The organism is Rossellomorea sp. NRS-1567, from assembly GCF_050467885.1.
GTDB lineage: Bacteria > Bacillota > Bacilli > Bacillales > Bacillaceae_B > Rossellomorea > Rossellomorea aquimaris_C.
Genome location: NZ_JBITPL010000025.1, coordinates 100,337 through 123,307, shown reverse-complemented (window position 1 = coordinate 123,307; position 22,971 = coordinate 100,337). Strand labels below are relative to the sequence as shown.

Below are 22,971 nucleotides of genomic sequence, written 5' to 3'. Positions count from 1 at the left end.
TTCCTCCTCTAATTAATAAATTCCCAGATTGGCCAGGATGATTGAAACGATTTCTGCAATCGTAGGAATAAGCAACCCGACCACAGCTACATCCAAATACGAATCTTTATGGGTTAGCCCTGTTACGGCAAATAAGGTCAGGAGGGCACCGTTATGAGGCAGAATCGATGCCCCTGATGAAATGGAAGCAATTCTATGGAATGCTTCTGCACTGATGCCACTCGTTTGAGAAAGCTCATAATATTTATCTCCCAAAGCCTCGAGGGCAATCCCCATTCCTCCTGAAGCAGATCCAGTAATAGCTGCAAGAGTTTGAACAGCTATGGCTTCAGATATGACGGGGTTCCCTTTAATGCCGAGAATAAGCTTCGTTAACGTCTTGAAACCGGGTGCGGCTGTGACAACTGCTCCGAAACCAACGGCAGCGCTTGTGTTAATGACTGCCATGACTGAACCTTTTGCTCCGCCATTGACGGCAGGGATGAATTTTTTGTAATGCTTGAAGTTTATGATTAATATCGAAAGTATTCCTACAAGCAGGGCGGTCAGGATGTTCCATTTAAAGACATTCAGTGTAACGACGACAATGACAAGGGGAAGAAATGATAAGTAAAAGTTAGGAAGCTCCGATTCGTTAATTTCCTTCACATCGTTTCCACCCTTAGGCTCGGTAAACGTATCTTCTTTACTTGTAAATTGTTTTTGACGCCATCTTAAATAAAAATACCCTCCAACCGCCATTATTAATCCGCCGACGATACCAATGATCGGAGCGGCAGTGGGGGAGGTTTTAAAATAATCGATCGGTATTAAGTTCTGAATCTGAGGTGTACCGGGAATGGCCGTCATCGTAAAGGTGAAAGCCCCTAATACGAACGTTGGCGGCAATAGCTTCCGTGTGATATTCGCTTCCCTGAACATGGCAATAGCCAGAGGGTATATCGCAAATACAACAACGAATAAGCTTACACCGCCATATGTTAAAACGGCAGCTGCAATCAACACGCCCAGTATGGCCCTGTCTTTACCTATTATGTTGGTGATTTTGTATGCGACAGATTGGGCAGCCCCTACATCCTCCATTAGTTTTCCGAAAATGGCTCCGAACAGGAATACAGGAAACCATTCTTTAGCAAAATCCACAAACCCGGTCATATACGTTTCTGTATACGCAGGAAGCAGGTCGAGACCACTCATTAGTGCCACTAAACCGGCAACCAGGGGAGCGATCCAAATGATTGACCAGCCTAAATACGCCAAGACCATAAGTAGGATTAATCCAACAATGATGCTAGTCATAACTCACCTCTCATAAATGTTTGAAGTTATTTTTCCATTTATGAAAGGATTTATTCTAAAGGGAAATCTGTTTTCGCGGAGAGTGGGATTTGCATGCCGACGTTCTGGATAAACTTCATTCACTAAGAGAAAAAGAACGAGCCATTAATTCGACTCGTTCTCTTCATCTTGGCTGCTATGCCATTTTTGTAACCTCTAAATATTGAATATGATGACCATCGATTTCTTTCACTCTAAAGCAATATCCTTGTTCCTCGATCTTGTCATTCAGCTTCACTTCGTATTTCTGAGTCAGGAACCAGCCTCCGATTGTGTCGACCTCATCTTCTTCAAGGGAGATGCCAAGAAGGTCATTCACATCTTCAATGAGCATCACGGCGTCAAAGATATAATGATCTTCCTTCACCTTCTGCACTTCAGGAATTTCATCGATATCAAACTCGTCCCTTATCTCTCCGACAATTTCTTCAATGATGTCCTCGACCGTGACAAGACCGGCAGTTCCACCGTATTCATCCAGGAGTACGGCCATCGGCGACCGTTCTTTCTGAAGTTTGACGAGTAAGGCTTGAATAGGGATGGTTTCGATGACGCGGATCACAGGCTTGATAAAGGAAGTTAAGTCTTCATGTTCCTCTTTGTGGTTCACGAGTGTTGTCAGCAGTTCCTTCACATTCACTATACCGAGGATATTATCTTTATCCCCTTCCACGACAGGATATCTCGTATAGCGTTCCTCTTTAATGATGGAGAGTACTTCATCAATGGTGGAATCCGAGGATAGGGTCACGATATTCGTTCTCGGAACCATGATTTCTTTTGCGATTCGTTCGTCGAACTCAAAAATTTTGTTTACGTACTTGAATTCGGATGAATTGATTTCACCACTTTTGTAGCTGTCGGAAAGAATGATTCTAAGCTCTTCCTCGGAATGGGCAATTTCATGTTCAGAAGCGGGTTTTAAACCGAATAACCCGGTGAACACCCTGGCAGAGCCGTTTAATGTCCATATGAATGGATAAGCTAGTCGATAAAACCATATTAATGGTCGTGCAAATAATAGAGTGACTTTCTCTGCTTTTTGAATGGCAAAGGTTTTCGGTGCCAATTCTCCAATCACCACATGCAAAAAGGTAATGACGGAAAATGCGAGTCCAAATGAAATGATGCTTGTAACGGAAGTATTTAAATCTAGCTTCTCAAACACGGGATGAAGCAACGTTTCAATGGTCGGTTCACCTAACCAGCCGAGTCCAAGGGCTGTGATGGTAATGCCTAATTGACAGGCTGAAAGATATTCGTCTAAATGGGAGATGACCCTTTTAGCAGCAATGGCCGTTTGATTTCCTTCAGACACCAGCTGATCGATACGAGAGCTTCTTACCTTGACAATGGCAAATTCTGATGCAACGAAGAAAGCAGTCAGCGCAATTAAAACAGCAACGAGAAATAAATTAAGTAGAATGTCCAATGAGCAGAAGCTGTAGAAAGGGAATGAATCAAAAGGACCCTTCTTAAGCTTCAAACACCTCCTGAATAGAAAAGTCATGGTTCCGTAAAAAAATGAAGCAAGATAGCACTTGAAATCCGGTTGCAATGGGTATATCCTTTTAAAAGTATCACATTCTTATCCGTATCCAAAGTGCGTTGCAATGTGTAGGTCATTCGGTTATTGTTAGAAATAACAATTTCATCATAAAGAATAGAAATGGACAAAACAAGGATACGAATCAATGGATAGTTGGAAAGGAGAACGATTATGGCAGACGTGTTTAACCAAGGATTTGTTGTAGCCCTTATCATTGCCTTTTCGGTTTATGTCATCTTAAGAGGAATAGCTATTTTCTTTGGCAAAGCAGGGAAAGGCTATCTGGAAAATATTCAAACTCAAACAGGACGTTTATATCTGCAATTAATAGGTGGCTACTATATATTATCAGGCGTACTTGGCCTGCTTATTCCACGATTAGACTGGAAAACAGAAGAGATTTACTTTGCAATTGCAATCTTTGCGATTTCATCTGTTGTTTTCTGGGTAACACTGGATCTCTTTATGAAACGTGATCGGAAAAAGCTTCAACAAAATTAATACGTATTTTTCATTAGCTCTGGTTATAAACCAGGGCTTTTTTAGTGCCTGGAATTCGTCCCATCAGCCAATTCATACATGAAATTTCTTCTCATTCAAAAGAATGTTTGAACATTATTGGCATTTCTTCTATACTATATTCAAAAGAGTATTTGAATGTTAGAGGGGTGACGAGATGAAAGAGACGGATGTTTGTGAAGTGGCGTGTGTGGAAGATGAAAAGGTCAATCGCTTAAAATCAATGATTTTATCACAAAATACCACTAAGGTAGCTGAAATCTTTAAAGCACTTTCTGATCAAACAAGAGCGAAAATTGCCTATGCACTGACCATCGAAGAAGAACTATGTGTATGCGATGTGGCAAATATCGTGGATGCTTCAACAGCGACCGCATCCCATCATTTGCGTTTATTAAAAAAGCAGGGATTAGCCAAATTCAGAAAAAAAGGCAAGCTCGTTTATTATTCATTAGACGACCATCATGTGAAACAGTTAATTGAAATTGCGTTGACTCATCAAGTGGAGGTGGAGGATCGTGACCGGTAAACCAGCCCATAAACAAACCTACCGGGTCGAAGGATTCACGTGTGCGGGTTGCGCTGCGAAGTTCGAGAAGAACGTTCAGCATCTCGACGGAGTGGTAGATGCAAAAGTGAACTTTGGAGCAGCGAAGATTACCGTATACGGAGAAACCACGAAGGAATCGGTGGAAAAAGCAGGAGCATTTGAAGGACTTCGCTTAACAGACGACGGAATGAGAAAACAAGAGGAAGAGAAAGAACCTTTTTACATGAAATATAAGCATCTACTTTTTTCGGTTTTCTTTATCCTTCTTGCTTATTCCTTTCCATTTACAGAAATTGATAACCATCAAATCCTTTCTACTCTTTCATTTGCAACAGCCATCGTTGTAGGGGGATTTCGATTATTTCAAACAGGATTCAAAAACTTACTCAAATTAGAGTTCGATATGAGAACCTTAATGACGATTGCCATTATTGGGGCAGCGTTTATTGGTGAATGGGGTGAGGGAGCCATTGTCGTTCTCCTGTTCGCCATCAGTGAAGTGCTGGAGTCGTACTCCATGGATAAGGCCCGTGAGTCGATTCGATCACTCATGGATATTGCGCCACCACAAGCCCTTATCATCCGGAATGGAGCAGAGCTGTTAGTTGATGCAGAGGAGATTGAGGTCGGTGACATGATGATCGTGAAGCCTGGTCAGAAGATTGCCATGGATGGAGATATTGTTGAGGGCTCGTCTTTTGTCAATCAGGCGGCGATCACAGGAGAATCGGTCCCTGTGGAAAAGCTTCATGGCGATGCTGTATTTGCAGGAACGTTAAACGAAGAAGGGTATTTAAAGGTTAAGGTAACGAAGCGGATAGAAGACACGACTCTCGCCAAAATTATTCATTTAGTTGAGGAAGCGCAGGGTGAGAGGGCACCTTCCCAAGCGTTTGTGGATGTATTCGCTAAATATTATACACCGATTATTATGGTCATCGCTTTACTTGTGGCTATCATTCCACCGCTGCTGTTTGCAGAGGAATGGTCGACATGGGTCTATCAGGGACTATCTGTCTTAGTGGTTGGTTGTCCATGTGCCTTGGTCATTTCGACTCCTGTGGCGATCGTAACCGCTATAGGAAACGCTGCGAAAAATGGCATTCTCATAAAAGGCGGGGTGTATTTAGAAGAATTAGGAAGATTAAAGGCCATCGCCTTTGACAAAACGGGTACACTCACAAAAGGAACACCCGAAGTGACTGATGTCATCCTAATAGGTGATGCAGAGGAAGAAGAGTTGTGGACGAAGATGGCAGCACTTGAATACCATTCCCAGCATCCACTTGCTCACGCTTTTCTGAAAAAGGCGAAAGAGCTGAACATTGACTATGGGGATTGTGAAGTGGTTGAGTTCCAATCCCATACAGGTAAAGGAATCAGTGGCCGAATCGGTGAGGATAGATACTTCCTTGGAGTGGAAAGCCTTTTCGCCAATACCCCTTCAACAGGAATTGAAAACCTTCAAAGAGATGGGAAAACGGTCATGGTGTTCGGAATCGATGATACTCCATTAGCTCTTGTAGCCGTGGCAGATGAAGTGCGGGAAACAAGTCGCGAAATCATCGACAGCCTTCATCATTTGGGCATTGAACAAACGGTGATGCTGACAGGAGATCATCACAATACGGCGAAATCGATCGGGAGAACTATAGGGGTCAAAGAAATTAAAGCAGGCCTGCTGCCACAAGATAAATTAGACTTTGTCAAACGCTATATGAACAAGTATGGAAAGGTCGCCATGGTTGGGGATGGTATCAATGACGCCCCTGCACTTGCAACCTCAAATGTAGGGATCGCCATGGGTGGGGCAGGAACCGATACAGCACTGGAAACGGCAGATATTGCGTTAATGAACGATGACCTTACAAAACTGCCATATATCATCCGCTTAAGTCGAAAAACGCTTACCATCATCAAACAAAATATCTCGTTTGCCATTGGGATCAAGCTTCTTGCTTTATTACTTGTCATCCCCGGCTGGCTTACGTTATGGATCGCGATTTTTGCCGATATGGGAGCAACATTACTCGTAACATTGAATGGTCTAAGGTTATTAAGAGTCAGAGACCGGAAGTGAGGGATGTCATGTGGGTCACGACCACAGTCATGGACATAATCAGAATAAGAAAGCATTATTAATCAGTTTCCTATTTATATTTACTTTTATGATCGTCGAAGTCATAGGGGGAATCGTCACAAATAGCCTTGCTCTTCTTTCCGATGCGGGACATATGCTTAGTGATGCAGCCGCTTTAGGTCTTAGTCTGGCAGCCTTTTATATAGGTGAGAAGGCATCGGATAAAGGGAAGACGTATGGGTACAAGCGATTTGAAATACTGGCGGCGTTCATTAATGGCATCACGTTGATTCTCGTTTCCCTCTATATTTTCTGGGAAGCGTATCATCGTTTTATAGATACTCCTATGGTTTCACCAGGTATGATGGTGATCGCCATCATAGGTCTGGTTGTAAACATTATCGTGGCATGGATTTTAATGAGAGGGGATACGGAACATAACTTGAATGTTCGAAGTGCCTTTCTTCATGTACTTGGTGATATGTTGGGGTCGGTAGGGGCCATTGCAGCCGGACTCTTGATTTATTTCTTTAATTGGAACTTGGCGGATCCTATTGCATCTGTCATGGTTGCCATCCTAATCGTCATTTCGGGATGGAGAGTAACGAAGGATTCCATTCATATCTTAATGGAAGGATCACCAAAAGGGATCGATACGGAAGATGTGAAGAATAGCCTGGCTGCCATCCCGGGAGTCATTGAAGTACATGATCTTCATGTATGGTGCATCACGTCGGGATTCACAGCACTAAGCTGCCATGTAGTGGTAGGAAACGAAGTGAATCGGGATATAATTCTATTACGACTCTCAGCCTTTCTTGAAGAGGAATTTGGCATTCATCATTCTACGATTCAAGTTGAGGGAAAAAGTGTCACAGAGGGCCATCATCACGTTTGTACGTAACAGCTCTCGCTTTTCTTTCTCCTTTTCTTTCCAATGTGTAAGGGGATGTTTAGTTCACTCCAGATGTGGGGTATATCTTCAACTGGAGGGATGAACATGTTACATCAAGAAAATAAATCACAGCAACAAAAGACACCCGAATTAAAAAAAGACTTCTATATTCAACAATTATTAAGGATTGGCGTATATAAATATTTTGGAAAGCAGCTTTATGAGCTTTCAATGAATGAATTACAAGATGTTTATCTGGAATTTTATGTTGGTGGAGATATAGCTCAATAAAAAAAGACGAACCTTTTACTAGAAAAGGATCGTCTTTTTTTGTTGTTGAAAGCTTTAAGGAACATCATGCCCCATAGAGGTTTGCAGGATTTCAAACCATTGATCGTGATTTAATGTAATCGACATAGAGTCGATCGCATGTTGAATGCGTTCCTTTTTACCTGAACCGACGATAGGCATAATGTTTGCCGGGTGATTAAGAAGCCATGCATATAGAACCTCGTCAATTCCCTTTGCACCTGTTACTTCTTGTACCTTCTTCAAAGTATGTTGAAGGCGAACGGCTTTCTCATCTTTTCCTCTGAAGATCGCCCCGCCTGCAAGTGGTGACCAGGCCATCGGCGCGACACGTTTCTCTTGGCAAAGGTTTAACGTACCATCTTCAAAGTTTTCTAAATTGTATGCAGATAATTCGATTTGATTGGTGATCAATGGAAACGGTAAGTAGGATTGAAGCATATTCCATTGATGGTCTTTAAAGTTGGATACTCCGAAATGACGGACCTTTCCTTCTTCTTTCAATTGAGTGAAGGCTTCCGCCACTTCTTCTCCATTCATAAACGGATCTGGCCTGTGAATCAATAATAAATCGATGTAGTCCGTTTTCAGGTTCTGCAGGGAGTTTTCAACAGAAGCCAGAATATGCTTTTTACTCGTGTTGTAATGATGTGTTTTATGTTCAGGACGATTGTCGGAAGGCAGGACAATACCGCATTTTGTCACAATTTCCATCTTTGCTCGTAAGGACGGCTGTAGGTTGAGAGCCTCACCAAATAACGCCTCACATGTATACGAGCCATAAATATCTGCGTGATCAAAAGTTGTGATTCCGTTTTCAATATTGTGCTGGATTAGAGAAAGGGTGTCTTCCTTTGATTGATTCCAGTCTGCAAGTCTCCACAACCCATGAATGATTCTTGAGAATGATAAGTCTTCCGTCATTTGTATTCTTTGCATCGATGCAACCTCTTTTCATATGGTATGTAGACATTCTTTCATAGTCATACTAAACGTATATTACTATGTTTCGAAAGGAATTAAAAATGATTCAACCTCTTCATGATCTATTATTGAACTGGAAGGTTCCCCCTTCCTCCATAGAGACCGTGGGCCATCATCACAATGTTTATAAGGTGAAGAGTCGGGAGAAGACATTTTATTTAAAAAAGAGATTGAACTCTTCAGTGGAGAAGCGAATAGAAGAGCTGCTCTTAACTTCTTTTTTATTGGAAAACGGACTTCCTGTCGAAAGGCCACTGCTAACGGTCTCGCATCAGCCATATGTACGACAACATCAAGTTTTCTACTCTCTGTATCAAGCGCTGAAGGGGGTACCGGTACAAGTCTATTCCTTAACTTCTTTGAAAATGGTGGGTACATACCTATCCCAACTCCATGGCAGTCTAAAACAATACGTCTGTAAATTCGAGGTAGAAGAATGGAAAGTTGAAACACATTTGAGAGAGTGGATAAGCGTGCAGGATTCAACATTGATAGAAAGGTGGCGGGAAGGTTTTCTTGGCAGGCTGAATGATTGGTCTTTCTCCTATAGCAAATTGCCCCATCAACTCGTCCATAGCGACTGTCATCCGCGTAATATTCTCGTGAAAGAGGAAAGGGTGACAGGTATCATAGATTTCGAGAGGATACGAAAAGCACCCCGCATAGCAGATGTCTGTTACTTTCTTGCAGGGATGCTCAAAGACCAGGTTAAGCAGGGTGAGGATGAGCAAATTGAATGTATCCATACCTTTATGGAGGGCTATCAGTCCGATGGAACTTTAACTCAGGAAGAAAAGGAACTGATGCCATTCTTAGTCATTATCTTTCTTCTTCAATACACCTTTTTTTACAATCAAAAAGGGTATTCACACGTTGTATCTACATACATCCCGTTCATTAATAGGCTGTTAAATTCCGGTGATTATGAGAGGGTCTTTCAAATGTAAGTCTATTTAAGAGGAAATGCTTGAATATCCACCTTTTCTGTGGCAAAGTAGGGAAGAAGATAACGTTTAATTTTATAGTACAAGTGTAGGGGGACCGGTGTGGCCGGTTGAGATTGTATCCTGATAAGATACTGACCCTTTGAACCTGAACTGGCTGATACCAGCGTAGGAAACATTCTCTTAAACATTACATCATCATGTTTAACAATGCGTCCCTCGCTGAAGCTTGGGGCGCTTTTTGTTGTTGTGTCCTGACGGTCTAAGGTGTTTTACATTCATTCTCTCTACTAAGTGAAGAATAAGTATAAACGTTACAACTACATATAAGGATTTGAGGAGGAATCATGATGAAAAAATGGATGTATATCATCTGTTCTGTCTTTCTTTTAACTGCTTGCAGTGGTGGAGGAAATAAATCAGAACAGAAAGAAGGTCTTAAAAAGGTTACGGTTGTACTGGACTGGACACCGAATACCAATCACACTGGATTATACGTTGCGAAAGAAAAGGGATACTTTGAAGAGCAGGGGCTGGATGTGGATATCATCTTACCTGGTGAGGCAGGGGCAGATCAACTCGTTGCCTCGGGTAAAGCTGAGTTCGGGGTTGGATACCAGGAAAGTGTCACGCAAGCAAGGGTACAGGACGTACCACTCGTATCTATAGCTGCGGTCATACAGCATAATACATCCGGGTTTGCTTCACCTAAGGATAAGGGTATAACGACTCCAAAGGATTTTGAAGGGAAAAGTTATGGAGGATGGGGATCACCTGTAGAAAAAGCCGTCATGACGTCGATTATGAAACAAGAAAACGCAGATGTAGAGAAAGTGGATTTTGTAAACATGGGAGATACAGATTTCTTTACTGCCGTGAAACGGGATGTTGATTTTGCGTGGATCTACTATGGATGGACAGGGATTGAAGCAGAGCTTCGCGGTGAGGATTTGAATATGATGTACGTAAAGGATTACTCTGAAAAACTGGATTATTATACTCCTGTCTTGACGACGAATGAAAAGATGATTGAAAAAGACCCTGAAACGGTTAAATCATTTTTATCAGCTTCTTCAAAAGGCTATCAGTTTGCAATCGACAATCCGGAAGAGGCCGGTGGGATCCTATTAGATGAAGCTCCGGATCTTGATAAAGAATTAGTCATGAAGAGTCAGGAATGGCTGGCTCCTAAATACAAGGATGACGCTGACAGATGGGGAGAGCAGAAGCTGGAGGTTTGGGAAAACTATGCTTCATGGATGTATGATAACGATTTATTAGATAAGGAACTGGACAGTAAAAAAGCTTTCACAAACGAATTCTTACCAAAATAAGAGGTGAACAAAATGGGGAACGCACTCGTAAGCATACAAATTATTCCGAAGACGCAAAATGGTGAAGATGTTATACCATACGTGGATGAAGCCATCGCGATCATTGATAAATCAGGTGTCCGTTATGAAGTCCATCCTTTAGAAACGACCATGGAAGGGAATCTATCTGACTTATTTAAGGTGATTGAACAAATGAATGAACGAATGACTGAAATGGGCAGCTCAAACGTCATTTCTCAAATCAAGGTATTATATCAGCCTGCCGGGATTGAAATGAATCAATTGACGGAGAAGTATAAAGGATGAAAGCATGGATATCGAAAGGATGGAGACCCTTCTTGGTCATCATCCTTTTATTCATCATTTGGGAATTCACCATTAGAGTATTTGAGGTGCCGGCATGGCTAATGCCTTCACCTTCAGAAATATGGGCGGAAGGAGTCGCCTCATGGTCCACGTTTACAGGACACCTTGCTTCGACAACTCTCCTTACGATCGGAGGGTTTGTGATTGGATGTACAATTGGAATCGGGACATCAATGGGTCTGCACCTTCTGCCCAAGGTAAGAGAAGCGATATATCCACTTATGATTTTGTCTCAAAATATTCCGATTATCGTCTTGGCTCCTTTACTTGTTATCTGGTTTGGATTTGGACTATTGCCGAAAATCATTGTCATTACCTTGATCTGCTTCTTTCCGGTAGCGGTCTCTGCATTGGATGGATTCAGGCAGACAAACGCAGAGTACATCCTTTACATGAAAATGTCGGGAGCCACAAAAGGTCAAATCTTTCGAAAAGTTGAATGGCCCCATGCACTTCCTTCCATCTTCTCAGGATTGAAAATTTCAGCTACCTATAGTGTGATGGGGGCGGTGATTTCAGAATGGTTAGGTGCCCAGAAAGGGATCGGTGTCTATATGACTCTTGCCTCTTCTTCCTTCAGGACAGACAGGGTATTTGTAGCCATCTTTATGATTATGCTGCTCAGCCTGGTTTTCTTTGGAATCATTTTGTTATTAGAAAAAATCACCATTAAGTGGAACCGAAAGGAGGACAGATAACGTGACGACTTTATCCATACAAAATATGTCTAAATACTTTGATGGGGAGTTGATCCTCGATGAGCTTTCCATTCATGTTGAAGAAGGTGAGTTTGTCTCGATCCTCGGTCCTTCCGGGAGTGGGAAAAGCACGCTGTTTCACGTGATCGGCGGGTTATTCACACCCGATTCAGGGGATATTCAATTAGATGGAAAATCGATAAATGGTCAAAGAGGAACCATCAGTTATATGCCTCAAAGTCCGTCCCTCCTGCCGTGGAGGACCGTGATTGAGAATGTGATGCTTGGCCAGGAGTTACATGGGAAGAAAGATAGGGATAAAGCAATGAGCATGATTGAACGGGCAGGCCTAAAGGGATATGAGAATGCGTATCCTGATGAATTATCCGGTGGGATGAAGCAGCGGGTGGCGTTTATTCGTGCCCTTGTCAGTCCTCAATCCTTTTTATGCCTGGATGAGCCATTTTCGGCCCTTGATGAATTCACACGATTGGATATGCAGAAATGGCTCCTTTCCATTTGGGAGGAAGACTTGAGTTCTGTTCTATTTGTCACTCACAATATCGACGAAGCCCTGTTCCTGTCAGACCGGATCATTGTATTATCGACTCGGCCAGCCAGGGTGCAGAAGGAGTTCAAAGTACCATTTTCCCGTCCCCGCGACAAAGAGATCCTCTTATCGGAGGAGTTTCTGAAATGGAAAACGAGCATTTTTGAGGAGCTTTCTCAATATGTGTAAACCATCCTTGATTGATGCACATATTCACTTGGATTTATACGAAGGATATGAGCGTGATAAGATTCTGCAGGAACTTGAACTGTATTCTGTAGAAGCGCTCATATCTGTATCGTTCCATCTTCAATCGTCAAGGACAAACATAGATCTCTCAAGAAGAGATGCAAGGATCAAACCGGCTGCAGGTTTCCATCCGGAGCAGGAACTGCCTTCAGAAAGAGAAGTCGACGAGCTTCTATCATTGATTGAGCTGCATCAACAGGAAATAGTGGCAATTGGAGAAGTAGGGTTGCCTTATTATAAAATGGAAGAACATCCTGAAGTTGAAGTGGAGCCGTATATCGATCTCTTGGAACGGTTTATGATCCAATCAAAAAGGATCAACAAACCGATCATCCTTCATGCGGTGTATGAGCATGCACCCATTGTTTGTGACCTGTTAGAAAAGCACTCCATAACAAGAGCACATTTTCATTGGTTTAAAGGAGATAAAGAGACCATTGAAAGAATGATGCAAAATGGGTATTCCATCTCCATCACCCCTGATGTCCTTTATGAGCAGGAGATACAAGAGCTTGTTAAGAAGTACCCAATCGAGAAACTTATGGTTGAAACAGATGGTCCTTGGCGTTTTGAAGGCGTCTTTCAGGGAAGGATGACCCATCCCGGAATCATGCATCGGTCCATTGAAAAAATCGCCGAAATAAAACGTTTCAAAGAAGCAGAAGTATATAAGCAACTGTTAAAGAATACAACCGAATTTTATGGCATTTCCTAAATCAGGCTTCTCTTGCATCATTGGTGCAGGAGAAGTTTTTTTATAAGGTTTTTTCGCAAAGATTGATGTTTATTAAAATTGGACCTGCTTTGGCTCTGTCAATCAGTGTGTGCTGGATGGTGAAGGGAACTGCTTCGCTTTCCGCGGACGTTCGGCCGAGCCTCCTCAGCTTCGCTTCCGGGGTCTCGGCACGCCCGTACTTCCGCAGGAGTCTACGCAGTTTCCCTCACCATCTATAAGGGAATTTCGTGACAGAGCTTAAAAGTGACAATAGCAACCTATGTAAAACAGACTACTGCTTTCTCTATAAGAAGTTATTTACTGTGGGAACATTGTTTGATTCAATTGAAGTATAGTTCAATGATCTACCGATTTATGAGTTACCATAAAATTTTCTTTTACTCCTTTTTAGATAGTTTATTTTTGAATCAAACGCTCAACTTATATACAATAGGAGCTTTTTGTGTTTGTCTATCTATACTTATAGGCAGTAAGAATGTAGTAGCACAGAGTGGATTGTAGCGGAAGACACTTGACTCCTGCGGGAGATAGAGGAAAAGTCGAGACCCCACAGACGGAACGTCGAGGAGGCTCGACTTCCTCCCCGCGGAAAGCAAGTGGCTGGAGCGGAAAGGAACGGTCCATGTTTTCGTGCTATCACTCATTTAAAGGAGATAAAATTACTTTTATTAGAATCTGTACATTATCAGTGGGAGAGACCCGAAATGAGCGACGAGGATACTCACCGGCCGTACTTTCTCTGTGTAAATAGGGAACAATGTTTACGAAAAGAGCTTTTTATAAACATCTTTTACCATCATATTTATCAGTGAGATAACAAAAGATGATAGTAATGACGTTTAGGAAAAGGTGAAAAGAATGGAACTGAATGATCAATATATGCCCTATCAAGCGGGCGATGTCGTATATGTGATTTATCGCAATCCACATACACAAAGTGTCGCCAACGTGCAGGAAGCAGCCGTAGTACATGATCCGGAAAATCCGAACGAACTGGCATTATTTTTGTATGAAACCTATTATCCATTAACACATGAAATGGCAGTTTATTCTTCAGAAGCTGAAGCGGAGCAAGCCTATACTCAATCATTTGGAGACCTGTAGGAGGGATGAATCATGGTTAAACCGTTCGTGCCACAATTGGTCTACTTTGAACCGAATGCCTTGGAATATCCACTGGGTAAAGAGCTCAAAGAAAAATTTGAAAAAATGGATGTGGAAATCAGGTACACAACATCGCATAACCAGGTTCGTAATTTGCCAGGTGACAACCATTTTCAGAAATACAGGATTGCAAAATCAACATTAGTAGTCGGAGTGAGAAAAACGTTAAAGTTCGATACATCCAAACCGTCTGCTGAATATGCCATCCCATTTGCAACAGGGTGCATGGGGCACTGTCACTATTGCTATCTTCAAACAACGATGGGGAGTAAACCATATATACGAACGTATGTGAATGTGGATGAAATATTTGAGTCGGCGGACAAGTATATTGCAGAAAGAGCTCCTGAATTCACACGCTTTGAAGCTGCATGTACGTCAGATATCGTAGGGATCGATCATCTCACTCATACCCTAAAACGAGCCATCGAGCATTTTGGCGAATCCGAGCATGGCAAGCTTCGTTTTGTGACGAAATTCCATCACGTCGACCATCTGCTTGATGCGAAGCATAATGGAAAAACCAGATTCCGGTTCAGTATCAATGCCGATTATGTGATTAAGAATTTTGAGCCTGGTACATCTCCTCTGGATAAGCGCCTAGAGGCAGCGGGGAAGGTAGCGAGAGCAGGATATCCATTAGGGTTTATTGTGGCACCTATCTATATCCATGAAGGATGGCAGGAAGGATATAGGCAAATGTTTGAACATTTGGAAGCTCATCTGCCGGAAGAAGCGAAAAAGGATTTAACCTTTGAATTCATTCAACATCGTTTCACAAAACCGGCTAAAAGAGTCATTGAGAAAAATTATCCGATGACAAAGCTTGAACTTAATGAGGAAGAACGGCGATATAAATGGGGTAAATACGGGATTGGCAAGTATATCTATCAGAAGGATGAAGAGCAGGAAATGAAAGATCATCTGTATGCCTACATGGAAAAACATTTTCCAAAAGCGAAGCTCGAGTATTTCACATAAAAAAAAAGGGACTGATTACAATACAATGTCAGTTGTAATCAGTCCTCTTAATGTAGTTGTGGTAGAAGGTTTTCCAAATCTTTCACCCGCATGGCAATTTCATCACAAATTTCTTGATAGTGTACCCATTCCTCAATAAGTGTCGCAGAACGCTTCCTTGGATTAGGCAAATTCCAATAGATGACTTTATCTTCTAATTCAGAAGGAATCTCTATCTTATCATCAAATTCAGTATCCTGAATCGCAACAATAACAGAAGCGTTACCAAGTTCATTCATCTCAATGCGTGTAAGTGGGAATGTACTAATGTCAATACATAACTCTTTCATTGCTAAAACGCTGAATTCAGCACGATTCTCAGTAACCCATCCGGCACTTTTGAAAGACCAATCTGACACATTGAGCTTCTCGGCCCACCCTTCAGCTATCAAGCTGCGCTGTTGACTACTTGAAAGAAAATAGACTGTTTTATTCATTTTAGGTATGTTCCTTTCTATTTTCATGCTGTTATTACTATTTACCCAATCACGTAGCATTTAATCATTAAATGTAAAAAAGAAAAGATTGGAAGTTGATCTGTAGTCATATAGAATCATTCAACTCCCACATATTGTGTGGGATGTGAGGAGAAACATAGTAAAAATGTTTTAATTCACCCTTAATCTTCTTCAATTATTAAAAAAATCAGTATAATAGGAAATGGAGAATGAAGAAGCAGTGAAAAAAATGGATGGGAAGGCGTTCAGGAAGAGATAATAGAAAAATTTAAAAAATAATAGTTTTGCTAAAAGTAATTAAGGGTAAACATCTTTTAATTATTTTGTATTTAGATAGGGGAGGTACATCTATGAAATTTAATTTAACAACTAAGATTATTATTGCCTTAATACTAGGGGCGATTGTGGGATTACTGCTTAATATTTTTGCTAAAGATACATTTGATATATTAGATCCTTATTTGTTTACTCCGTTAGGGAAGATATTCCTTAACCTCATCAGTATGCTTGTTGTACCCATTGTGTTTCTATCCATCGTTCTTGGATCTGCAGGTCTGGGTGACCCTAAGAAACTGGGGAGAATAGGGTTGAAGACCATTGTATTCTTCTTATTGACTACCTGTATTGCCATCGTGATCGGTTTATCCCTTGCTTATGTCATTGATCCCGGTATGGTAGAGGGAATCGACAAAACACAATCAGAAGGCTTTGAAACGGAAGATGCTCCTCCAGTGGGAGAGACCCTCATGAACATTATTCCAAAAAATCCACTTACAGCGATGACTGAAGGAAATATGCTGCAAATCATTGCATTCGCCATCTTTATTGGATTTGGATTAACAACTTTAGGGGATAAAACAAAAGGAATATTAAAGCTTGTTGAACAAGGTAATGATCTTATGATGTACCTTGTGACACTCGTAATGAAATTCGCTCCATACGGAACGTTCGGATTGATCGCCTCTGCAATCGGAAGTCAAGGTATGAGTGCCTTGAAGGCGATGTGGCTTTATTTTGTTGTCGTCCTTGCAGCATTGATCATTCACGCCATCGTTACCTACGGTGGAACGATCCTCCTGTTGGCAAAAAAGAATCCGCTTTGGTTCTTTAAGAATTTCAGTCCTGCGATGAGCGTCGGATTCAGTACGTCAAGCAGTAACGCGACGCTTCCCATCTCAATGGATGTTGCCCAACAACGTTTAGGCGTATCGAAATCAGTTAGCTCTTTCGTTCAACCATTAGGAGCTACCATCAACATGGATGGTACTGCGATTATGCAGGGGGTTGCAACCGTCTTTATCGCTCAGGTATATGGTGTTGATTTATCATTGGAACAATTGATTACGGTTGTACTAACGGCTGTTTTAGCCAGTATCGGTACAGCGGGGGTTCCTGGAGTCGGATTGATCCTTCTTGCAATGGTTTTAAGCAGTGTAAACCTGCCGGTAGAAGGAATTGGATTAATTCTGGGGATTGACCGCCTGCTTGATATGGCAAGGACTTCCATCAATATTTCAGGAGATGCAGCGTGTGCGTTGTTTGTATCAGAATCTGAAAAGAAACGTACGATCAAGGAACAAAGAGGAGAGGCATAGTCTCTTTTCGTTTACATTAAATCGAGTCTATGGCCTTTAAAGGCCATAGACTCGATTTTTTATATCTATTTTATTTCATCATAGCGCTCTAAAGCCCTTTTCCTGGCTGCTTTATGTTCGACGATTGGATAGGGATAATGTTCTCCCAGGATCACCCCCGCATCTTCCAGAATATCCACGGAAGCTTCTGAAGGTTTGTGGATATGTTTATTGGGAACGTCTTTTAATTCAGGTACCCACATCCGGATATAAGTGCCTTCTTTATCGAATTTTTCACTTTGGAGGGTTGGGTTGAAAATACGGAAGTAGGGGGCTGAATCAAAGCCGGAGCCTGCAACCCACTGCCAGCCCATTGAATTATTGGCGAGGTCTGCATCAATCAGTGTATCCCAAAACCACTTTGCGCCTTCTTGCCAAGGGATCAGCAAATGCTTGGTCAGGAACGATGCGACGATCATTCTGACACGGTTGTGCATGAACCCCGTTACCCATAATTCTCTCATTCCTGCATCGACGATGGGATAGCCTGTCTCTCCTCTTTTCCATCTATCCAATTGTTCCCTCTCCTTCTGCCATTGGAACTCCTTGAATTTCTCATTTACAGGTCGTGTGGTGGACTCAGGAAAATGAAGCAGGACGGAGTAGGAGAAGTCCCTCCAAATTAATTGTTTAATGAAGGGCTCAACCTGCACTTCTTCCATTTCAAGGAGCGAATGATACAAACTTCTCACCGATATGACCCCAAGAGTTAAGTAAGGGGATAAGGTGGAGTGATGGCCTTCTGCAGGAAAGTCTCTTCCTTCCGAATAGTCCTTGATGCTTTTTTTAACAAAGGCATTATACCTTTGTATAGCAGCTTCTTCGCCGGGGTCCCAAATGCTTTCCATGATGTGAAACCAGGGAATAGAGGGCATGAGACTTAAATCGTCCAGGGATAGACCCTCCACATCGAGGTCCGGGACCTCCATTTTCTTCACAGATGGGAGAGGTTTCGGGATTTTCTCCTTCCTTAATGATTTATAAAATGCTGAGTACACTTTATAAGGGGTGTCGTCATCCTTTTTAATTTTCCAAGGAGGAAGAAGAAGTGTCCCTTCGAATGTTTGAACATCTATCCCCTTTGAGGACAAAGAACGGGCTAAAGCGAGATCCTCCTCATAGGCTCTTGGATCATAGACTCTATTCCAGTAGACTCCCTGTGCATTTGTTTTCTGAACCCATTGTGGGAGAAGATCTGCTACTTTTCCTTTATCTACCCAAAGTCGTCCGTTAATCGATTGAAGGGATGTTTGAAAGGCTTCTAAATTCTGATGCAGCCACCACTTCTTAGCTTCTCCAGAGGGGGAGTGAGAGGTCTCCTCATCCAGGATATATAGAGGAATCACCATTCCTTCTTGAGAAGCTCTATAGAGAGCAGGGTGATCGTGAATCCGAAGGTCTTCCCTAATAAGGACAATGATGCGTTTTGTCATGTTTCTCCCTCCGTTTAAGTCAAATGCGTCAATTCTTCACCTAAAGTATAGTAAAATAAACAGGGTGATACAAAAATCGATGGGTTTGATCGAAACGTTTACTTGAAAATGGAGATCAAATTAGTGTAATATTACACTATAAAAGAAGTAAGGTGTGAATCGATGACAAAAGAAGAGATCGTTCTAATCATTTCAGATAAATTAAGGCTAATACGAACAGAGGCAGGTTATACACAGGATAAGATGGCGAACATTATCGGATTATCCAAAAAAACCCTGGTTCAAATTGAAAAAGGCAGAGTCATGGCCGGCTGGACCGCGGTCATTGCCATTTGTGCATTGTTTAAAGATAGTGAAACCTTAACCACCAGTCTTGGGGGGGAGCCCCTTGAAATCATAGAGACCATTGCTCGGGAAGGCATTGATTATCGGAAGGAGAAAACGTTGGACGGGAAGGTCTGGTGGAAAGATATAAAGAAGAATGATGAATACATTCTTCAGCAAAACCTTTTCAGTCAGCACTTCCGAATTTTGGATTTCGAGGACTACCGGATATACAGCAGCTTTGACGAAAAGAATGCCCATAACCGTTTTGATGAGTTAACGGGTAAGTAATACATAACGGAGGGACGGACCTTTAAAAGGTCCGTCCCTCCGTTCGTTCCATTTATTTTACGACCAGGACGCTGGTTTCGCAGTTTTGAGTGACTTTTTCACTGACGCTTCCTAGCACCCATTTTTTCATGCCGGATTTACGGCTGCTCCCGACTACTACCAGATCTGCCTGAATTTCTTTGGCATATTCACATATGCGTTTTGCTTCTGAACCCGATAGGTGAATATAATTTGCTTCAATACCGTAAGGAGAAAGTTTTTCCTTCGCATTTTTTAAAAAGTGATGTGTAGAGGAGGGTGTCTTAATTTCATGACGTTCTTCCTCCGAAGTATGAACCTTGTTGTCGGGTGAAACCGACAGATTCCCCATGTAATTGTTATCAAACCCTGGTGACGTATCCGCTAATGCATGGGTAGGGGTATAGTTGTCATGACTTTCATTTGCTACCTTTTCATCTGATATATGGAGTACGGTTAATTGTGTATCTATAGAACCTTTAATTAATTTTTGTACTTCATCCAATGCTTTCTTGCTTCCATCGGTTTCGTCATAAGCTAACAAAATATGTTTATACATCAAAATCACCTCATCAATAGGATATCTATTATTTACCCAATATTAAGCTTTTTAATCTTTTTCAGGAAAACGATGAATGGAATAAACACCATTTTAAAAGTGATTCAACAATTGTTTTAAACAAAAGTTTGTTTTCGTAAAATTTATTGCTTTTGAAAAAGCGAGTAGTGGTTGATTTCCACTCCAGGTGCTCGCTTTCCGCGGGGCGTGAGTTGAGCCTCCTCGGGCTTTGCCCTGTGGGGTCTCAACTGTCTAGCTCCAGGGCCTAGGGGCTCGAGGTCATAAGACGAGTCTGCCAAAAAGGCAAAGAGCGCCTTTCCGGCAGACTCGTCTTATGCTTGTCGCCCCTGGGCAAAGCCCCTCCGCTTTTCGGACTTTCCCGCTATTCCCGCAGGAGTCGAACACCTTCCGTTCCAATCAACTTTCTATGTCTGGATTACTTACTACAGGATAATATAAAGACCATTATTAAAGTGCAGTATATTATAGCTTGTATAATAGAAATATTGTTTCATTTAATCGCAAACTGGTTGCCAGAGCTCCTATGTTAGAAAGCAACAATCTTTGCGAAGAGAGCTAATCAAAGAAAGAGCAGAACGGGGGAAGATCCGTTCTGCTCTTTCTTTTTGATTAAAATCATATAATAGCAAGAATAATGTTTAGTTTAAATGGTTCTGATTACAGCATGCTGATAATCCAACCAATGACAACAATTGCTCCAACGACCATTAAGATTGTACGTACCATTAAATATCACCTCGACTTATAGTATCAATGAAATATGTTTTGTATTTCTAACCGGTTAATGTAAAGTTACCCTGTTAAAGGATAGTTAAAACCTACTCCACATTATTATTTAACCAGGCTAATCCTTCAGGCGTAATTTCTGTTCCAATTCTCCCCCTCTGGATCACTACATACCCGAGATCTTGGAGTTCGTTTAATCTTGTCCGAATTTGTTGAACGGATAAAGGAGTGGAGCTTCGTTGCAGGGAAGAATAAATCTTTTGTCTGCTGGCTCGCTTTCCTTCTTCGAAAAATTCAACTAACGCGGTAAGGATTTTTACATACTCTCCGGTTTTGGACATTGAGATAGCAGGAAGGGAAAAGGTACCTTTAGTATGTTCTTTTTCCAAGAAATTATTATCATTTTTCGGCAATTGATGAACAGTTAACCGATTTTGTTCTGCAACGGTGATCATGTAAAGAAGTGTATTCTTAAGTTCACGGATATTCCCGCTCCAAGGTGCTTTCTTCAATGCATTTAATACAGCCTCGTCGATTGCAGTGATTTTGCTATGTTCCATACGAAGGAAATTCTCGATGAGAAGGGGGATATCTTCGCTTCGATTCCGGAGGCTAGGCAGCTGCAATGATAGGACTTTCAAACGGTGATAGAGATCTTCACGAAATGTTCCTTCCATTATTAAGGTTTGGAGGTCCCTGTTCGTAGCGGCAATGATCCTGACATCAACAGGAATGTTCTTGTTTCCACCAATCCGTCTGATCTCCATCTCCTGTAGAACCCTCAAAAGCCTCGCTTGAAGCTTTAGGCTAATATCACCGATCTCATCAAGAAACAGGGTACCCCCGTCTGCTTGTTCAAATAATCCTTTTTTTCCTCCTTTTTTTGCGCCGGTGAAGGCTCCGTCCTCATAGCCGAATAATTCACTTTCTAATAAATCTTCAGGCAATGCGCTGCAGTTTACAGCAAGATACGGACTGTTCTTTCGGGACGAATCATTATGCATGGCACTTGAGAACAGTTCTTTTCCAGTACCGGTTTCCCCATAAATTAAAATCGGAAGCTCACTTTTTGCGAGTTTTCTGGCGATCATCTTGGTTTCATTAATAAGGGCACTTTCCCCCAGTATGCTGTCAAATGTGTATTTGGCAATATATCCTATCCGCTGCAGCTCCCGTTTTCGAACCTTTTCCATCTCGATGGTTTCTTCCATATCTTTAAACGTTGCGACAATGACTCCCTCTGCCTTCAAACGGAAACGATAGACCATCACATTCTGCTGACGGAGAGTGAAATATTGTTGATCTTCATCCTGTTGCGACGTCAAAAAGTGATTGAGCTCGATATTCTTGAACACCCTGTTTAGTTTTTTTCCTTTCGCATGGGTAGCTGTAATTCCAACCATTCGTTCAAGCACTTCATTGAATACGGTAATTTCTCCGTCTTCCTGAAAGGCAAGGATCCCATCATTTACACCATCCACTACTTTATTTAAAAATTTATTTAACGTTTTCGCCCTTCGATTGATGGCACCCAGCTTTTGACTGAGCTCGATGATCTTTCTTGTATAGCGATCGGTGATATCGAAGGTCAACTGCTCTGACAATTGAAAGTGGTAGATGATTTTCATAATGGTATTCAAATCGATCAGGCGTACACCTATATCGATTTTGCTGGGAATGGAAGGGGGGATGCTTGCCGTTTCTCCAGGTGAAATGGCAATGTCAATTTGTCTAGGGTAGTCTGCAGTTGGCGAGTATGGAATGTAATCGACATGATCTATTCCTAACCGTTTCAAGGTAGAGACTGCTTCTTTGGCTGTTTCAATGAAATCATTCACATATAGTATCTTTTTTCCCGGAGGTAATTCGAAAATACGATCTATGTATTCGTAATTGACGGTTCGACGTGCTTTAATGATGGTGCATGAGCCGAAATCGATATATTCCTTCACTTCTGGTGCGATCAGCGCAGAAGAATAAACAATCAATTCATTGGTGAAAAATGTAGGAATCCCTTCATCACAAGAATAACTCGTAATATTGATCAGTTCTCCGAAAACGGATTTTAATTGCTCCTTAAGAGCTCTTTCTGTTTCCTTAGTTCCAGCTAATAGAATTAATTCGTGTTTCATATGTTTCCCCCTTATGGTTTATTTGGTTTATAAATGGTTTAATCGTTAAGTGTATTTTAACCGATAATAACCATTAACGCACCAAAAGTT

At 41.7% G+C, this 22,971-nt stretch carries 22 protein-coding genes and 1 riboswitch; of the genes, 15 read left to right on the top strand and 7 right to left on the bottom strand.

Features of this window, described 5'->3' with window-relative positions; translation table 11 throughout:
- Window positions 1-12 precede the first annotated feature (12 nt).
- Window positions 13-1,299, bottom strand: coding sequence for a GntP family permease (locus ACIFOD_RS18730; RefSeq protein ID WP_397553226.1), 1,287 nt, complete (start codon window positions 1,297-1,299; stop codon window positions 13-15).
- A 175-nt stretch (window positions 1,300-1,474) separates the two neighbouring features.
- On the bottom strand, window positions 1,475-2,770 hold the full coding sequence (locus ACIFOD_RS18725; RefSeq protein ID WP_430315921.1) for a hemolysin family protein: 1,296 nt from the start codon (window positions 2,768-2,770) through the stop codon (window positions 1,475-1,477).
- Window positions 2,771-3,058: 288 nt separating this feature from the next.
- On the opposite strand from ACIFOD_RS18725, the gene ACIFOD_RS18720 reads away from it, so the two are divergent.
- From ACIFOD_RS18720 to ACIFOD_RS18700, 5 genes are all read left to right on the top strand, one after another.
- The gene (locus tag ACIFOD_RS18720; RefSeq protein WP_397553227.1) at window positions 3,059-3,388 is read left to right on the top strand and encodes a hypothetical protein; all 330 of its coding nucleotides are present in this window, start codon (window positions 3,059-3,061) and stop codon (window positions 3,386-3,388) included.
- 175 nt (window positions 3,389-3,563) lie between these two features.
- The gene (locus ACIFOD_RS18715; RefSeq protein WP_397553228.1) at window positions 3,564-3,935 is read left to right on the top strand and encodes an ArsR/SmtB family transcription factor; all 372 of its coding nucleotides are present in this window, start codon (window positions 3,564-3,566) and stop codon (window positions 3,933-3,935) included.
- Complete coding sequence (locus tag ACIFOD_RS18710) at window positions 3,922-6,036, top strand: heavy metal translocating P-type ATPase (RefSeq protein ID WP_430315920.1); 2,115 nt, start codon at window positions 3,922-3,924, stop codon at window positions 6,034-6,036. The genes ACIFOD_RS18715 and ACIFOD_RS18710 overlap by 14 nt, the downstream gene beginning before the upstream one ends.
- A gap of 10 nt (window positions 6,037-6,046) precedes the next feature.
- Window positions 6,047-6,940, top strand: coding sequence for a cation diffusion facilitator family transporter (locus ACIFOD_RS18705; protein WP_430315856.1), 894 nt, complete (start codon window positions 6,047-6,049; stop codon window positions 6,938-6,940).
- A 96-nt stretch (window positions 6,941-7,036) separates the two neighbouring features.
- Window positions 7,037-7,222: a Fur-regulated basic protein FbpA gene (locus ACIFOD_RS18700; RefSeq protein ID WP_430315855.1), complete on the top strand. Its 186-nt coding sequence runs from the start codon at window positions 7,037-7,039 to the stop codon at window positions 7,220-7,222.
- A 54-nt stretch (window positions 7,223-7,276) separates the two neighbouring features.
- Here ACIFOD_RS18700 and ACIFOD_RS18695 read toward each other — a convergent pair whose 3' ends face one another.
- Window positions 7,277-8,179 (bottom strand): aldo/keto reductase, encoded by a 903-nt coding sequence (locus ACIFOD_RS18695; protein WP_430315854.1) that lies wholly within the window; start codon window positions 8,177-8,179, stop codon window positions 7,277-7,279.
- Window positions 8,180-8,244: 65 nt separating this feature from the next.
- On the opposite strand from ACIFOD_RS18695, the gene ACIFOD_RS18690 reads away from it, so the two are divergent.
- The 8 genes from ACIFOD_RS18690 (at window position 8,245) to splB (ending at window position 15,246) form a co-directional block, all read left to right on the top strand.
- Entirely contained in the window at window positions 8,245-9,171 is a 927-nt protein-coding gene (locus ACIFOD_RS18690; RefSeq protein WP_430315853.1) for a phosphotransferase enzyme family protein, read from the top strand.
- A gap of 77 nt (window positions 9,172-9,248) precedes the next feature.
- Window positions 9,249-9,360, top strand: a riboswitch (TPP riboswitch).
- 158 nt (window positions 9,361-9,518) lie between these two features.
- A complete protein-coding gene (locus ACIFOD_RS18685) occupies window positions 9,519-10,502 on the top strand; it encodes an ABC transporter substrate-binding protein (protein WP_430315852.1) in 984 nt (327 codons plus the stop codon).
- Window positions 10,503-10,514: 12 nt separating this feature from the next.
- Window positions 10,515-10,808 (top strand): thiamine-binding protein, encoded by a 294-nt coding sequence (locus ACIFOD_RS18680; protein ID WP_430315851.1) that lies wholly within the window; start codon window positions 10,515-10,517, stop codon window positions 10,806-10,808.
- The gene (locus tag ACIFOD_RS18675; protein WP_430315850.1) at window positions 10,805-11,566 is read left to right on the top strand and encodes an ABC transporter permease; all 762 of its coding nucleotides are present in this window, start codon (window positions 10,805-10,807) and stop codon (window positions 11,564-11,566) included. The genes ACIFOD_RS18680 and ACIFOD_RS18675 overlap by 4 nt, the downstream gene beginning before the upstream one ends.
- Window position 11,567: 1 nt before the next feature.
- Window positions 11,568-12,305, top strand: coding sequence for an ABC transporter ATP-binding protein (locus ACIFOD_RS18670; protein WP_430315849.1), 738 nt, complete (start codon window positions 11,568-11,570; stop codon window positions 12,303-12,305).
- Window positions 12,298-13,080, top strand: a complete 783-nt coding sequence (locus ACIFOD_RS18665; protein WP_430315848.1) for a TatD family hydrolase — start codon at window positions 12,298-12,300, stop codon at window positions 13,078-13,080. The genes ACIFOD_RS18670 and ACIFOD_RS18665 overlap by 8 nt, the downstream gene beginning before the upstream one ends.
- An 879-nt stretch (window positions 13,081-13,959) precedes the next feature.
- Entirely contained in the window at window positions 13,960-14,205 is a 246-nt protein-coding gene (locus ACIFOD_RS18660; RefSeq protein ID WP_397553238.1) for a transcriptional regulator SplA domain-containing protein, read from the top strand.
- 12 nt (window positions 14,206-14,217) lie between these two features.
- Window positions 14,218-15,246 (top strand): spore photoproduct lyase, encoded by a 1,029-nt coding sequence (gene splB, locus ACIFOD_RS18655; protein WP_397553239.1) that lies wholly within the window; start codon window positions 14,218-14,220, stop codon window positions 15,244-15,246.
- A gap of 47 nt (window positions 15,247-15,293) precedes the next feature.
- On the opposite strand, the gene ACIFOD_RS18650 is transcribed toward splB, so the two are convergent.
- Window positions 15,294-15,722, bottom strand: a complete 429-nt coding sequence (locus tag ACIFOD_RS18650) for a phosphatase (RefSeq protein WP_397553240.1) — start codon at window positions 15,720-15,722, stop codon at window positions 15,294-15,296.
- A gap of 371 nt (window positions 15,723-16,093) precedes the next feature.
- Here ACIFOD_RS18650 and ACIFOD_RS18645 point away from each other — a divergent pair, with 371 nt between their 5' ends.
- Window positions 16,094-17,338 (top strand): dicarboxylate/amino acid:cation symporter, encoded by a 1,245-nt coding sequence (locus ACIFOD_RS18645; protein ID WP_430315847.1) that lies wholly within the window; start codon window positions 16,094-16,096, stop codon window positions 17,336-17,338.
- A 65-nt stretch (window positions 17,339-17,403) separates the two neighbouring features.
- On the opposite strand, the gene ACIFOD_RS18640 is transcribed toward ACIFOD_RS18645, so the two are convergent.
- On the bottom strand, window positions 17,404-18,810 hold the full coding sequence (locus tag ACIFOD_RS18640) for a cryptochrome/photolyase family protein (protein WP_430315846.1): 1,407 nt from the start codon (window positions 18,808-18,810) through the stop codon (window positions 17,404-17,406).
- Between the two features lie 162 nt (window positions 18,811-18,972).
- Between ACIFOD_RS18640 and ACIFOD_RS18635 the strand changes: the two genes are divergently transcribed.
- Window positions 18,973-19,425, top strand: coding sequence for a helix-turn-helix transcriptional regulator (locus ACIFOD_RS18635; RefSeq protein ID WP_430315845.1), 453 nt, complete (start codon window positions 18,973-18,975; stop codon window positions 19,423-19,425).
- A 52-nt stretch (window positions 19,426-19,477) separates the two neighbouring features.
- On the opposite strand, the gene ACIFOD_RS18630 is transcribed toward ACIFOD_RS18635, so the two are convergent.
- Window positions 19,478-20,002, bottom strand: coding sequence for a universal stress protein (locus ACIFOD_RS18630; RefSeq protein ID WP_149155054.1), 525 nt, complete (start codon window positions 20,000-20,002; stop codon window positions 19,478-19,480).
- Between the two features lie 839 nt (window positions 20,003-20,841).
- Complete coding sequence (locus tag ACIFOD_RS18625; RefSeq protein WP_430315844.1) at window positions 20,842-22,881, bottom strand: sigma-54 interaction domain-containing protein; 2,040 nt, start codon at window positions 22,879-22,881, stop codon at window positions 20,842-20,844.
- Window positions 22,882-22,971: the final 90 nt, after the last annotated feature.